Raw genomic sequence first — 13,746 nt, 5'->3', positions numbered from 1 at the left:
CAACTAAAAACGACATCTATGAAGAAACGCGTTACAGGCATTGGCGGACTCTTTTTTAAAACCGCAGACCCAGAAGCCACGAAAGACTGGTACAAAAAGCATCTCGGCTTCAATACAGACGATTATGGCTGCACATTCTGGTGGAAAGACAAAGACGGCAACAAATGTTCGACACAATGGAGTCCGTTTAAACAGGATACTGACTATTTTAATCCTTCAAAAAAAGAGTGCATGTTCAATTATAGAGTAGAGAATTTAGCTGAGCTTTTAGAAGTTCTCAAAGCAGAAGGCGTTACTATTGTTGGAGACATGGAAGTATATGACTACGGAAAGTTTGGCTGGATCATGGATAACGACGGCCATAAAATTGAACTTTGGGAACCTGTGGACTAAGCCTTTTTGTAAAAGCCACGCTATTTTTTACTAAATTTAAGTGATAACTAAATTAAAAAACCATGGCTGAAAATTCAAAAAACCTTAGTGACGATCTTAATGAAATGCTTGATGACGCTAAAGAGAGCGCCCACAGAGCTGGAGAAAAAATAAGTAGTTCTACTAAAGAATTTAATGAAGAAGCCAAGGAGTTTGGCAGAGAGGCCAGAGAAAAAGCCAGAGCATTTTCTGATGAGGCCCATAACTCTGCAAAAGCATTTTCTCAGGATGCCGAACAAGCCTTTAGTGACGGTAAAAACGTAGCCATCATAGCTCATCTTACCATTATAGGCTGGATTATTGCCATGGTGATGAACAGCAATAACAAAACAGAGTTTGGTTCGTTTTACATTCGTCAAACCTTAGGGCTCATTCTATGCAGCTTAGTGGCCATTATCCCACTCATAGGATGGCTTTTATGGATTGTTGTTTTTGTAGCTTGGATCATGAGCTTGGTAAGCTCCCTCAACGGAAAAATGAAACCAACGTTTTTATTGGGAGAACAATTTCAAGAGTGGTTTAAAAATCTGTAGTCACATCTCGGCAAACTAGGAGATGCTAAATTGAATTATTGATCGGTATTGTAATTTAACGGTAGCATTTTCGCAATACGCTCCCTTCCAAAAGCGCCACTAAAAAACAATTGATCTGGCGGCGTATGGATGCCATAAGCATCAATATAAAAGGTGTTGAAGCCTTCATTTGGTATTAAGGCCGACTGTACATCTTGATTATACATAATGACGAGCTTATCTGTCTTAATTTTAACTTGGCACATACCACTGTCTAAAGTATTCACGTCTAAATACTCGTAAGCATTTACCGGAATAAAAAAATCAGAATGTTCATTATCACTCTTTTTAAAGGTCGTGTAGAAATGTTCGGCTAATTGCTTTTGAGATAGAGCTCTCATAAACTCCAATACTGAACCATGATAAACTTCTTGTCTGGCCTTACTATATTTTCTTTTTACTCTTTTCTCATTAAGCTCTCTAAAATTAGTAGTTCCTGCTAAATACACACTTTTAACCCAAGGAAATTCACTCAAACTATTAGTAAACTTAACTTCAAATTCAACAATATTATAATTGACGATGTATCCCAAATATTTATTTTGAACTTTTATAGGCACGTCGGCATAAGCAAACAAGGTGTTTGTTGATTTTCTATAAACCAACTCGATATCATCTTCATTCAAGATCTTACAGGATTGCGCCTCTCCACCTCTTCCAAGAAATTCACGTTTAAAAATCTTTAACTTTTTGGCTCTGCTCCAATCGTCGGCCTCTATAACAACCTCATCAAGACTTTCAGCATTTTCGTTTAAAAAAATAGTTTCAGTTTGCGCTAATTCAGCTTGAGACAAATATCTGGTTTCATAGCCTAAATAACTAATCACCACTACGGCATTGGTGGTGACTTCCGAAGAAATTTCAAAAAATCCATTTTGATTTGAAACGGCTCCAATAGTTGTACCGTCATAGTATATAGAAACACTTTCTAGGGGAGCGTTGGTGTTTTGATCTTTGATATATCCCGTAATGGTCTGGCCAACCACACTGTTAACCAACAGCAGGAACATAAAAATGACACCCTTACTTCTCTTCTTCATGACCACTTGAAAACTTTCGCTCTAACTCTGCTTGAAACTCCTCCATCACTGGTTTTACAGTACTCTCGGGAAGGTCTGCTATTCTAATATACATCAACCCATCTACCGCGTTATTAAATAAGGGGTCTACATTAAAGGCCACCACCTTGGCATTTTGCTTGATGTATTTTTTAATCAACACAGGCAAACGAAGCGGTCCAGGTTCTAGCTCATCAATAATTTTATCAAACTTGATTAAATCGGCCTCTGTTTCATCAAAAACAAAATCTTTATCAGCATCTTTTAGTTTGACCTTAAACTCTTTTTTAGGCCTCACATATTGCGCAACATAAGGATCGTAGTAGTTGGACTTCATAAACTCAATCATCAAGGATTTTGAAAAATTGGTAAATTGATCGCTAATGGTCACGCCACCTATAAGGTATTTATGTTCAGGATATCTTAAGGTGGTGTGTACAATGCCTTTCCAAAGTAAAAATAATGGCATTGGTTTTTGTTGGTATTCTCCAGTAATGAAAGCACGCCCCATCTCTATGGATTCGCTCATCATTTTATATAACTCTGGCTCAAACCTAAATAAATCTTGTAAGTAGAATCCATTGATTCCGCGAGAAGCAAAAATTTGGGAACCTAGGCCCATACGGTAAGCCCCTGCCAATTTTTTAGCCTCATTATCCCACAAGAACATGTGGTGATAGTACTCATCAAACACATCGAGATCTATAGACTCATTGGTGCCTTCTCCTACTGCTCTAAACGTAATTTCGCGTAAACGGCCAATCTCCCTCATAATGTTGGGAATGGATTGGGCATCGGTTAAAAATACCTCGTAATTTTTACTCTCCAAAAGTCGTTTGTCATTCGCTCTCAGCATGTCCACCTCTTTATTCATGAGGTCACTTTCTACTGGAGTTATGATAGATTTTGGTGGTTTTACAGATTTTGGAACTTTTAAGTTAGAGGCTAGATTTCCTAAGAACTTGCCTTTTTCATCAAAAGAATTAGACAGCATATAGGTTTTTTTCCGAATAAATTCTGAGAAATCCTGGAGTGACTCGTGCTCCTTTTGGTCGCTAACATTAATTGGTCGGCCTATTCGTACTTTTATTGTTCTGTGTTTTTGGGTGAGCAGTTCCGAAGGAAGTTTTGCCGTTCTTAAGGTGTCACTCAATTTGGAGAGTTTATAAAACAACTTACTGTTCTTGGCATGAAAATAAATAGGCACTACAGGAACCTCAGCTTTCTGGATCAGTTTCATCGCAGAGTCTTCCCAGGGTCTATCGACTACCAATTTGCCGTCGCGATAGGTAGACACCTCTCCCGCAGGAAATATGCCTAATGGATGACCGTCTCGAAGGTGTTTTATAGAATTTTTAAACCCAGTGACACTAGATTTCACATCCTTACGATCCTCAAAAGGATTAACCGGCATGATGTAGGGCTTTAAGGGCTCTATCCTGTGTAATAGAAAATTGGCAATGATCTTAAAATCCTTGCGCTGCTCTACCATTAATTTTAACAACAGTATGCCATCAATACCCCCTAAAGGATGATTGGATACGGTAATATAAGCGCCATCTTTGGGAAGGCGTTTTAAATCTTCTGCGGGGATTTCAAATTTAATCTGGAAATCTTCTAGAATACCATCCAAAAACTCGCCATCACTTAAATGCTTGTTTCTGTTGTAGACTTTATTTAGTGATGAGATCTTTAAAACTTTCATCAATATCCAACCCAAAAAGGTACCGATAAATCCATATTTATCGATGTGTATTGCCGTTGCAACTTCTTTGGCAGTTACTAAGCCTGTATCTTTTGGTTTGGTCATGATGGTAAATGTACTAAATCCTTTTGTCTTCTATTTAGTTACGATCTGCATGGTTTCTTGGGTCAATTGCTTTAACAGCAATTCTTTGCCTTCTTCTATGGCAGTTACTGCCGCTTCGTTGTAATGTCTAACAGTATACAAACTTACATTTTCATGAGAAGACACCTTAAATTTTGCCTTAAGATGTTGCAATAATTTCTCTAGGTTGCCATAACTGTTTTCAAAACATACCGAAAAACTAATGGCCGAATTTTGAATCACATCGACCTTCATTTTATAATGGTGCAACAATCTAAAGATCTCACTAATATTCTCCTCAACAATATATGAAAAGTCAAGCGAGGAGAGTTTTACAAGGACTTGATTTTTCTTAACGATAAAGCAAGGCACGTTTGGCTCAATTCCGGCAGCTTTCCCCACCATAGTACCTGCCTCTTTAGGATTTAAAAATGATTTTACAAATAAGGGAATTTCCTTTTGCTGAAGTGGTTGCAATGTTTTTGGGTGAATTACCGATGCCCCATAAAAAGCCAACTCAATCGCCTCTCGATAAGAAATGACGTGAAGCAACTCGGCATTCTCAAAATAGCGCGGATCTGCATTTAACACACCTGGTACATCCTTCCAAATGGTAACGCTTTCGGCATTTAAACAATACGCAAAAATTGCAGCGGTATAATCACTCCCCTCTCGTCCCAAAGTGGTTGTAAAGTTATTGGCATCACTGCCCAAAAACCCTTGACTTATATTAAGTATCGAAGTATCTACCTTAGATTTTATATGGGCTTGCGTCTGCTCCCAATCTACATTGGCTCTTCTGTAATAATCGTCTGTTTTAATGAATTCGCGTACGTCTAACCACGTGTTGGTCATTCCCGTTTCATTTAAAAAAGCACTAACGATCGTAGTTGATATCAACTCTCCAAAACCAATGACCTGATCATAGACAAAATTATAATCTGGAGATTTATTTCGGTCTAAAAACCCATCTAACTCTTCAAAAAGGGCTTTTACTTTACTGAAGGCTGCATGTTGCTTATTCTCAAAAAGATCCCAAAGAATCTCGTTGTGATAGTGCTTTACCTCTTCAATGGCAGTTCTTAACGCTGGCTTGTTTTCAAAGTAGTTTTTAATCACTACTTCCAAAGCGTTTGTTGTTTTACCCATGGCCGAAATGATCACCAAGGTTTCTTTATGCCCAACTTGCTTCAAAACCGAAGCCAAGTTTTTTACACCTTCTGCATTTTTTACAGAAGCTCCTCCAAATTTAAATACGCGCATTATAGTTTAGATAAATAATTTTGTATTGCTTTTTCATTGAGATGCACCACATCCCAATCTCGTTTGACGTCGGCTCCCTTGTTTTCGTAAAACGTAATGGCGGGTTCATTCCAGTCTAAAACTTCCCAACTAATCCGTTTAACGCCCTGCTCATTACCATATTTGACTACCGCATCCAAAAGAGCCGTGCCTAAACCAGAACCTCGCATCTTCTGTCTTACAATAAGGTCTTCTAAATGTAGAACCCTGCCTTTCCATGTTGAAAAACGATAGTAGACCAATGCCAACCCTACAATAACACTATTAACTTCTGCTACAAAGCATGTAAATTGAGGTGATGCTCCAAACCCCGCTTGTTCTAAGTCTGAAATATTAAGTTCCACTTCTTGCGGTTCTTTCTCAAATTCTGCAAGTTCTTCTATTAGATTTAGAACGGATGCCATATCTTCACGACTGGCTTTTCGAATGGTAAATGTCATGAGCTGTCTTTGAATCAAAGATAGTTTAAACTTAAAAATTGAATTATCAATATTCAGACGAAATCGTTGTAGTTGATCGAAAAAATAAGATATTTGTAAAAATTTTAACATTAGATGTCTAGAAAAAACCAAACACTCGGTGAATTTATCATTGAAAATCAACAAGCCTTTAAGTACTCCTCAGGAGAATTGTCTAGGCTCATCAACTCCATAAGATTAGCTGCAAAGGTGGTTAATCATGAAGTTAATAAAGCAGGTTTGGTAGATATTCTCGGCGCTGCTGGAGATACCAACATTCAAGGCGAAGACCAGCAAAAACTAGATGTTTACGCCAATAAAAAATTCATACAGACCTTAACCAAGCGTAATATTGTTTGTGGTATTGCGAGTGAAGAAGAGGACGATTTCATCGCGATAAACAGTCAAGATGAAAACCATGGGAACAAATATATCGTTTTGATCGACCCTTTAGATGGCTCTTCAAACATTGACGTTAATGTTTCTGTAGGCACCATTTTCTCCATCTACAGAAGGGTGACTCCAGTAGGAACTGCGGTAACCATTGAAGATTTTCTTCAAAAAGGAAGTCAGCAGGTAGCAGCAGGATATATTGTTTACGGCACCTCAACCATGATTGTGTACACCACAGGCCATGGTGTTAATGGCTTTACTTTGAACCCTGCCATTGGTACTTTCTACCTCTCTCATCCCAATATGGAATTTCCTGCGGATGGTAAGATTTATAGTGTGAATGAAGGAAATTACATCCATTTTCCGCAAGGCATCAAAAGCTATATCAAGTATTGCCAAATGGAAGAGGGCGACCGACCTTACACCAGCAGATATATAGGTTCATTGGTTTCAGATTTCCATAGAAACATGATTAAGGGTGGTATTTACATCTATCCAAAAAGCTCAAAAAACTACGAAGGTAAATTACGTTTGCTTTATGAATGCAACCCCATGGCCTTTATAGCCGAACAGGCCAAAGGTAAGGCCAGCGATGGATTTAACCGAATTATGGACATTGAGCCAACCGAATTGCACCAACGTGTGCCATTTATCTGCGGCAGTAGAAATATGGTGGATAAAGCTGAAGAATTTATGCGAAATGCGAGGACTTTGAACTCTTAGTTCAGGACCTGAAAAACAGAATATATATCACAAGAAAAAGCCACGAGATCGTGGCTTTTTTATTTATATAAATTATAAGGAATAGTGTTCTAATACTATCTATTCATGGTTTTCATTTCTTCTGAAAAGGTATCTAAATCTACCCCATTATTTACTAAAGTTAAGGCTTTATCTACCACGTACTTCACGTTATCTGTAGAAAAACCTAAGCCTATAGCAATTTTTTGCAGTACAATTTCCTCGTGATCCCCTTTGATATGATCTACATAGACCATACGTGCCAAATCATATAAACGCTCCAATCTCTGGTCGTAAGAGGTTGGCGGGTTGATAGGATGCGATTGATAATCTTTTAAAATTTCTTTATAATCAGTCTCGCTAATGTCTAATTTTCTAGCCAAACGATCTAAAAATGCTTTTTCCTCTTCGCTAATAATACCATCATCCATGGCAACACGAACGATAGCCGCAAAATGATCTTGGTTCCTTGTTTTAAATCCGCTATCAAATAAATCTGAAAATGACATGTGCTTTTGTTTTAAAGTCGTGCAAAGATAGTTTTATTTCATATTTTAACAAGAAGCACTATTACAAAAATTTTATATTTGCACCCTAGTGCGTTTGACCTTTAAACGTACCCATTTTGTAAACACATCTGTCTTGAGTAAAACCACTCTCTCGCAAACATATCAACAGTCTTTGCAAACGCAAAATCTGCAGACAACTATTGCCCAAACTTTCGATTCTTCAGCCGAAATTCAACAAAAAATACAGCTTAAAGGGCTCATTGGCTCTTCGCTTTCGCTTGTAATTTCCGAAGCATTTCGAACATCAGAAAAACCATTCTTGCTGATTTTTAATGATAAAGAAGAAGCAGCCTTTCATTTAAACGATATTGAGGCCTTACTCAATGATAGGGATGTTCTTTTTTATCCTGGCAGCTATCGCCGGCCTTATCAAATTGAAGAAACAGACAATGCCAATGTATTGCTGCGCTCTGAGGTATTAAACCGTATCAATTCACGCAAAAAGCCAGCGGTTGTGGTGACCTATCCAGACGCTTTGTTTGAAAAGGTAGTGACACGTCGTGAACTTGAAAAAAACACACTCAAAATTGCCATAGGAGATCAACTTTCTATTGATTTTGTAAACGAGGTCTTATTTGAGTATCAGTTTAAAAGAGTTGATTTTGTGACTGAGCCTGGAGAGTTTTCGGTACGGGGCGGGATTGTTGATGTCTTTTCTTTTTCTCATGACGAACCCTATCGTATTGAGTTTTTTGGAGATGAAGTGGATAGCATCCGTACCTTTGATGTAGAAACCCAACTGTCTACCGAACAAATTAAAAAAATTGGAATCATCCCTAATGTTGCCAATAAATTTTTAGAAGAGACCCGACAGAGCTTTTTAAAATATATGGCGCAAAAAACGGTGGTATTTGTAAAGAATCCGCCCCTATTATTTGATAGAATTGATGAGTTCTACGAAAAAGCTGTTGATGCCTTTAAAAAATTATCTTCGGAAATAAAACACGCTGAGCCTAATGAACTTTTCTGTAATTCGGAAAGCTTGAAACGTCAGTTATTGGAGTTCACCTTGGTAGAATTTGGTGCTTCTAAAATGCTTGATAAAGCCGAGCATACACAGCGGATAGAATTTAATACCTCGCCTCAACCAGCTTTTAACAAACAATTCAATCTATTGATTGAAGACCTAAAGCTGCACCATTCTAAAGGCTATACCAATTACATTGCTTGCGCTAGTGAACAACAAGCCAAACGGTTTCATGATATTTTTGATGATGCCGATTTCAATATTGAACAGCACGTACACTACCAAACCATTGTGCTTTCTTTATACCAAGGATTTGTAGATCACGATCAAAAAGTAGCTTGCTACACCGATCATCAAATATTTGAGCGCTACCATAAATTTCATCTTAAAAATGGTTACGCCAAAAAACAGGCCATAACCCTTAAAGAGTTGACCAATCTAGATATTGGAGACTATGTGACGCATATAGATCACGGAATAGGCAAGTTTGGCGGACTCCAAAAAATTGATGTTGAAGGTAAAAAACAGGAAGCCATTAAATTGATTTATGGGGAACGCGATGTGCTGTACCTTAGCATCCACTCCCTTCATAAAATCACCAAGTTTAATGGTAAAGACGGTAAACCACCCAAGGTTTACAAGTTGGGCAGTAAAGCTTGGAAAACGCTCAAGCAAAAAACCAAAACACGGGTTAAAGAGATTGCCTTTAATCTTATTCAAGTGTATGCCAAGCGTAAATTAGAGAGGGGTTACCAATACAAACCCGACAGCTATTTGCAGCACGAGTTGGAAGCATCTTTTATCTATGAGGATACTCCAGATCAAATTTCGTCTACCGCCGATGTGAAAGCCGATATGGAAAGTGAGCGCCCAATGGACCGTCTTATTTGTGGCGATGTGGGCTTTGGCAAGACCGAAGTAGCCATTCGCGCCGCCTTTAAAGCGGTTGATAACGGCAAACAAGTGGCTATTCTAGTACCAACCACCATTTTGGCCTATCAGCACCACCGTACCATTAGTGAACGACTAAAAGATTTTCCTGTAACCGTAGATTACCTCAATCGTTTTAGAACCGCCAAGGAAAAAAGAGAAACCCTTGAAAAGTTAGAAAAAGGGCACGTGGATATCATTATTGGGACCCACCAATTGGTCAATAAAAATGTGAAGTTTAAGGATTTGGGACTGCTCATCGTAGATGAAGAGCAAAAATTTGGAGTTGCCGTTAAAGAAAAACTCAAGACCTTAAAAGACAACGTTGATGTACTCACCTTAACCGCGACACCAATCCCAAGAACTTTACAGTTTAGTTTAATGGCAGCGAGAGATCTTTCTGTAATTACCACACCTCCGCCAAACCGCTACCCCATTGAGAGTCATGTGATTCGTTTTAGTGAAGAAACCATAAGAGATGCCGTAAGTTATGAGATTGAAAGAGGCGGACAAATTTTCTTTATTCATAATAGAATTGAAAACATAAAGGAAGTTGCCGGAATGATACAACGTTTGGTACCAGATGCTAAGATTGCTGTAGGTCACGGGCAAATGGAAGGCAAAAAACTAGAACAGCTCATGCTTGCCTTTATGAATGGTGAATTTGATGTCTTGATAAGTACCACAATTGTAGAAAGTGGTCTAGATGTGCCAAATGCCAATACTATTTTTATAAATAATGCCAATAATTTCGGGTTGAGCGATTTGCATCAAATGCGAGGTCGTGTGGGACGAAGTAATAAAAAGGCGTTTTGCTATTTTATTACACCAGAATATTCTGCCATGACTTCAGATGCCCGAAAGCGTATTACCGCACTAGAGCAATTTACAGAACTTGGTAGCGGATTCAATATTGCTATGAAGGACCTCGAAATTCGTGGTGCAGGTGATCTTTTAGGAGGAGAACAAAGCGGATTTATAAACGACATTGGCTTTGACACCTACCAGAAAATATTGAATGAGGCCATTGAAGAGCTCAAAGAAAACGAGTTTAAAGATCTATACCAAGACGACGGAAAAGAAAAAGAATACGTCAAGGATATTACCATAGATACCGATTTTGAATTGTTGTTTCCAGATGATTATGTCAACAATATTACAGAGCGTCTCAATTTGTATACCAAATTAAATACACTAAAGACCGAAGAAGAATTACAGACCTTTACATCTGAAATCATAGATCGCTTTGGTGAAATGCCCGTTCAAGTGGTTGATTTATTTAACAGCGTGCGCATTAAATGGATTGCCACAAAACTAGGTTTAGAGAAAATCATCATGAAGAAAGGTCGCTTTATTGGCTATTTTATCAATGATCAGAAAAGTGCTTTTTATCAAAGTGATCACTTTACCAAAGTCTTAAAATTTGTACAAACACATCCTCAGGATTGTAAGATGAAAGAGAAGCAAACCAGAAATGGATTACGCTTGCTCTTAACCTTTGAACACATTAAATCTGTGAAACAAGCCCTTACCAGACTCGAGCAAATATGAGCGCCACGCACTCAAAACATGTGTTTTGGCTAACCCTTTCCACCATTTTCATAAGTACTTCTGGAGCTTTGGGCAAATATATAGACATGCCCACGCCCGTGATCATTTGGTGGCGCTGTACGTTAGCAGGTCTGTTTTTGTTTTTGTACTGCCGCTATAAAAAGGTAACGCTCAAAGTAGACTACAAAAAAGACGGATTTACTTTTGTTATTGCTGCTCTTTTAATGGGCGCCCATTGGATCACCTATTTTTATGCGCTTAAAGTGGCCAATGTAGCAATTGGCATGCTCTCTCTATTTACATTTCCCGTAATAACCGCCTTATTAGAACCACTGTTTTTTAAGCTGAAATTTGATCCTATGCACATCGTTCTAGGGATCTTGGTACTGTTGGGCATCTCTATTCTTGCCCCAGATTTTGACTTAAACAACACCAAACTACAAGGCGTCATCTTAGGATTACTATCCTCAATCTTCTACGCACTCAGAAATCTCATTCTTAAGGAAAAGACCACGCGCTACGATGGCAGCCTACTGATGTTTTATCAAGTTGCTATTTTAGCTGTAATACTGTTCCCAATGCTGTTTATTATGGATACTTCAAAAATTGAAACAGAGTACCCATTTGTCATCCTATTGGCCTTATTAACTACAGCCATTGGTCATACCATGTTTATCAATAGCTTTAAATATTTTAAAGTGAGCACGGCCAGTATTATAGGAAGTTCTCAACCTATTTTCGGAATTATTATTGCCTTTTTGTTTCTAAATGAAGTCCCATCTTGGAACATCTTTTTAGGTGGAACATTAATTATTCTAACAGTAATGATTGAAAGTATCCGTTCAAAACAAAAAATTGCGCGCTAATTATAAATCTTTGGCTTTATATTTGAACTGACCTGTTAAACCTTAAGAAATGAAACGAGTTCTGTTATTCCTGTTTTTTTTACCAGCGTTAATGATCGCTCAAAATTCCATTAGCGGTGTCTTTTCTCCCGTAGAAGATTACACCTACGCCTTGTTGTACAAAGCGACGCCTACTGGTACAGAGTTTATGGAGCAAGCAAAATTGGCGGGAGACGGAAGTTTTAGTATCGCACTGGACAGTTCAATCACCGCTGGAATTTATAAGATCGTTTATGCAACACCGCCAGAACGATTTAATTTTGATTTGATTTATAACGGAAAAGAGTCCATTGCTTTTACATTTAACGAAACCCAAGGCCTGGAAATTTCAGAAAGTAAGGAAAATAAGTTGTGGCAATCTTATTTGCACAGTATTGACATGGTGAACCGTACCATTAGTAATTTTTACACCCAAGAAAGTACGGATAAGGCTGCACTAAAATCAATCTTCAAAACTGCTAAAGACACTCAAACTGCGTTTGAAGAAGCTGCAAAAGACATGATGGTTGCGCCTTTTATCAAATCTAACGCACCCTACATTCCCCCTGCGTATGAAGATTTAGCAACCTATACCAAAAACCTAAAACGTGCTTACTTAGAACAGGTTGATTTCGGAAATGCCTTGTTACAAAGTTCTGATTTTCTATCAGATAAGGTGATGGCTTTTATCTTCGGAATGACTTCAGAAAACAATGCCGACTATAAAAAACATGTTGATATTTTGGTCAATAGCATTGGCGAAGGCCAAAAAGTGATTAAAATTATTCTTTTGGAGCAAGTATGGCGAAATTTCAAAACTCTAGACAACCAAGAGTTAGCCAATTATGTGAGTGACAATTATCTGCTACAACTCTCTCAGCAATTTAATTACGATGCACTTACTGAAGATTTAATAGCTTCTAAAAACAATGCTATTGGCGCCAAAGCTCAAGATTTTAAAATAGACGCTCTTATAGAAGGAAAGCCAACCAAAACCACTTTGCATGAGCTTAATATGGCAAACCAGTATTTATTGATATTTTGGAGCAGTACCTGCGGCCATTGCTTAGAAGAACTTCCAAAAGTAAAAGCACTCTTGGCTGACAATAAAGACATCACAGTTATTGCCATTGGTTTAGAAGATGATGCTAAAAACTGGAAAAAAGCCATAACCAACTATCCCGATTTTATCCATGTTTTGGGGCTGGAGAAATGGGATAATCCAATTTCTGATGCTTATGGCGTAGAGGCAACCCCTTCTTATTTTCTTTTAGATTCCGATAAAACAATTTTAGCGAAGCCTCATGATCATGCAGCTTTAGAAAAATTAATTAAGCGATAACCAATCCAGCTATCTTAAATGAAAAATTGTATACCTCACGCGCTGACCTTAAAGGGTGACATCGTAACACTGATCCCTTTAGAGCAGGCCCATAAAGACGCTTTAGGCTCAGCAGCAGAAGACGGAAAACTTTGGGAGTTATGGTTTACATCCGTGCCCTGTAAAAACACCATGGATGATTACATTGATCATGCTCTAGCAGACAAGTTAAGCGGTGAGGCTTTTCCGTTTTCAGTAATAGATAATGCTAGTGGTCGTATTATTGGTTGTACTCGATTTTACAATTTACAGCAATCCCACAGACGTTTAGAAATAGGATATACTTGGTATGCAAAGTCTCATCAGCGTTCTGGAGTAAATACGGAGTGTAAATTACTATTGTTGACCTATGCCTTTGAAACCTTACATTGTATTGCCGTTCAATTCATGACCGATTGGTTCAATACCACTTCTAAAAACGCTATAGCAAGACTTGGTGCCAAGAAGGATGGTATTTTAAGAAATCATCGCATCAACGAAGATGGGAGTTTTAGAGAGTCGGTTGTGTTTTCCATCATTTCCCAAGAATGGATTGGTGTTAAAAAAACGCTTCAGATGATGCTTTCCAGAAAACAGCTTCCTTAAGGCGCTATGCGATGTCTCCAAAAATTTTGAAGCTATTTTTAGGCAACCATTTCCGAAGAAAAAAAAGATATTTAAAAGAAGACGCCCATCTCAAA

12 protein-coding genes are annotated in these 13,746 nt (G+C 38.1%); 7 read left to right on the top strand and 5 right to left on the bottom strand.

The genetic code is table 11. From position 1 onward, the window contains the following. Positions 1-18 precede the first annotated feature (18 nt). Positions 19-393 carry a VOC family protein gene (locus P176_RS0110620; protein WP_026754691.1) on the top strand — a complete coding sequence of 125 codons (375 nt, stop codon included), beginning with the start codon at positions 19-21 and terminating at the stop codon, positions 391-393. 62 nt (positions 394-455) lie between these two features. Continuing rightward, positions 456-965 carry a hypothetical protein gene (locus tag P176_RS0110615; RefSeq protein ID WP_026754690.1) on the top strand — a complete coding sequence of 170 codons (510 nt, stop codon included), beginning with the start codon at positions 456-458 and terminating at the stop codon, positions 963-965. A 35-nt stretch (positions 966-1,000) separates the two neighbouring features. Here the strand turns inward: P176_RS0110615 and P176_RS0110610 are convergent, their stop codons facing one another. Genes P176_RS0110610 through P176_RS0110595 form a run of 4 tightly spaced genes read right to left on the bottom strand, consistent with a single transcriptional unit; the run spans position 1,001 to position 5,632 of the window. Further along, a complete protein-coding gene (locus P176_RS0110610; protein WP_026754689.1) occupies positions 1,001-2,044 on the bottom strand; it encodes a carboxypeptidase-like regulatory domain-containing protein in 1,044 nt (347 codons plus the stop codon). After that, positions 2,028-3,872, bottom strand: a complete 1,845-nt coding sequence (locus P176_RS0110605; RefSeq protein WP_026754688.1) for a lysophospholipid acyltransferase family protein — start codon at positions 3,870-3,872, stop codon at positions 2,028-2,030. The genes P176_RS0110610 and P176_RS0110605 overlap by 17 nt, the downstream gene beginning before the upstream one ends. A 30-nt stretch (positions 3,873-3,902) precedes the next feature. Next, complete coding sequence (locus P176_RS0110600) at positions 3,903-5,153, bottom strand: aspartate kinase (RefSeq protein ID WP_026754687.1); 1,251 nt, start codon at positions 5,151-5,153, stop codon at positions 3,903-3,905. Then, positions 5,153-5,632: a GNAT family N-acetyltransferase gene (locus tag P176_RS0110595; RefSeq protein WP_026754686.1), complete on the bottom strand. Its 480-nt coding sequence runs from the start codon at positions 5,630-5,632 to the stop codon at positions 5,153-5,155. The genes P176_RS0110600 and P176_RS0110595 overlap by 1 nt, the downstream gene beginning before the upstream one ends. Before the next feature lie 114 nt (positions 5,633-5,746). On the opposite strand from P176_RS0110595, the gene fbp reads away from it, so the two are divergent. Then, positions 5,747-6,766: a class 1 fructose-bisphosphatase gene (gene fbp / locus P176_RS0110590; protein WP_026754685.1), complete on the top strand. Its 1,020-nt coding sequence runs from the start codon at positions 5,747-5,749 to the stop codon at positions 6,764-6,766. Positions 6,767-6,861: 95 nt separating this feature from the next. Here the strand turns inward: fbp and P176_RS0110585 are convergent, their stop codons facing one another. Next, on the bottom strand, positions 6,862-7,293 hold the full coding sequence (locus P176_RS0110585) for a TerB family tellurite resistance protein (RefSeq protein ID WP_026754684.1): 432 nt from the start codon (positions 7,291-7,293) through the stop codon (positions 6,862-6,864). Positions 7,294-7,426: 133 nt separating this feature from the next. Here P176_RS0110585 and mfd point away from each other — a divergent pair, with 133 nt between their 5' ends. The 4 genes from mfd to P176_RS0110565 are packed head-to-tail and all read left to right on the top strand — an operon-like array spanning position 7,427 to position 13,651. Then, a complete protein-coding gene (mfd, locus tag P176_RS0110580; RefSeq protein WP_026754683.1) occupies positions 7,427-10,801 on the top strand; it encodes a transcription-repair coupling factor in 3,375 nt (1,124 codons plus the stop codon). Next, a complete protein-coding gene (locus tag P176_RS0110575) occupies positions 10,798-11,667 on the top strand; it encodes a DMT family transporter (RefSeq protein WP_026754682.1) in 870 nt (289 codons plus the stop codon). Before mfd ends, P176_RS0110575 begins: the two co-directional genes overlap by 4 nt. A 49-nt stretch (positions 11,668-11,716) precedes the next feature. Further along, positions 11,717-13,027 carry a TlpA disulfide reductase family protein gene (locus P176_RS0110570; protein WP_026754681.1) on the top strand — a complete coding sequence of 437 codons (1,311 nt, stop codon included), beginning with the start codon at positions 11,717-11,719 and terminating at the stop codon, positions 13,025-13,027. Between the two features lie 18 nt (positions 13,028-13,045). Next, positions 13,046-13,651, top strand: coding sequence for a GNAT family N-acetyltransferase (locus P176_RS0110565; protein WP_026754680.1), 606 nt, complete (start codon positions 13,046-13,048; stop codon positions 13,649-13,651). Positions 13,652-13,746 lie beyond the last annotated feature (95 nt).

It is taken from the genome of Sediminibacter sp. Hel_I_10 (assembly GCF_000688335.1).
Classification (GTDB): domain Bacteria; phylum Bacteroidota; class Bacteroidia; order Flavobacteriales; family Flavobacteriaceae; genus Psychroserpens.
This window is presented reverse-complemented; position numbering and strand designations above follow the sequence as displayed.

What these genes read in the sequence shown, in the direction of transcription:
- P176_RS0110620 (WP_026754691.1), top strand. Translation starts at nt 19, where the DNA reads ATGAAGAAACGCGTTACAGGCATTGGCGGACTCTTTTTTAAAACCGCA.
- P176_RS0110615 (WP_026754690.1), top strand. Translation starts at nt 456, where the DNA reads ATGGCTGAAAATTCAAAAAACCTTAGTGACGATCTTAATGAAATGCTT.
- P176_RS0110610 (WP_026754689.1), bottom strand. Translation starts at nt 2,044, where the DNA reads ATGAAGAAGAGAAGTAAGGGTGTCATTTTTATGTTCCTGCTGTTGGTT.
- P176_RS0110605 (WP_026754688.1), bottom strand. Translation starts at nt 3,872, where the DNA reads ATGACCAAACCAAAAGATACAGGCTTAGTAACTGCCAAAGAAGTTGCA.
- P176_RS0110600 (WP_026754687.1), bottom strand. Translation starts at nt 5,153, where the DNA reads ATGCGCGTATTTAAATTTGGAGGAGCTTCTGTAAAAAATGCAGAAGGT.
- P176_RS0110595 (WP_026754686.1), bottom strand. Translation starts at nt 5,632, where the DNA reads ATGACATTTACCATTCGAAAAGCCAGTCGTGAAGATATGGCATCCGTT.
- fbp (WP_026754685.1), top strand. Translation starts at nt 5,747, where the DNA reads ATGTCTAGAAAAAACCAAACACTCGGTGAATTTATCATTGAAAATCAA.
- P176_RS0110585 (WP_026754684.1), bottom strand. Translation starts at nt 7,293, where the DNA reads ATGTCATTTTCAGATTTATTTGATAGCGGATTTAAAACAAGGAACCAA.
- P176_RS0110575 (WP_026754682.1), top strand. Translation starts at nt 10,798, where the DNA reads ATGAGCGCCACGCACTCAAAACATGTGTTTTGGCTAACCCTTTCCACC.
- P176_RS0110570 (WP_026754681.1), top strand. Translation starts at nt 11,717, where the DNA reads ATGAAACGAGTTCTGTTATTCCTGTTTTTTTTACCAGCGTTAATGATC.
- P176_RS0110565 (WP_026754680.1), top strand. Translation starts at nt 13,046, where the DNA reads ATGAAAAATTGTATACCTCACGCGCTGACCTTAAAGGGTGACATCGTA.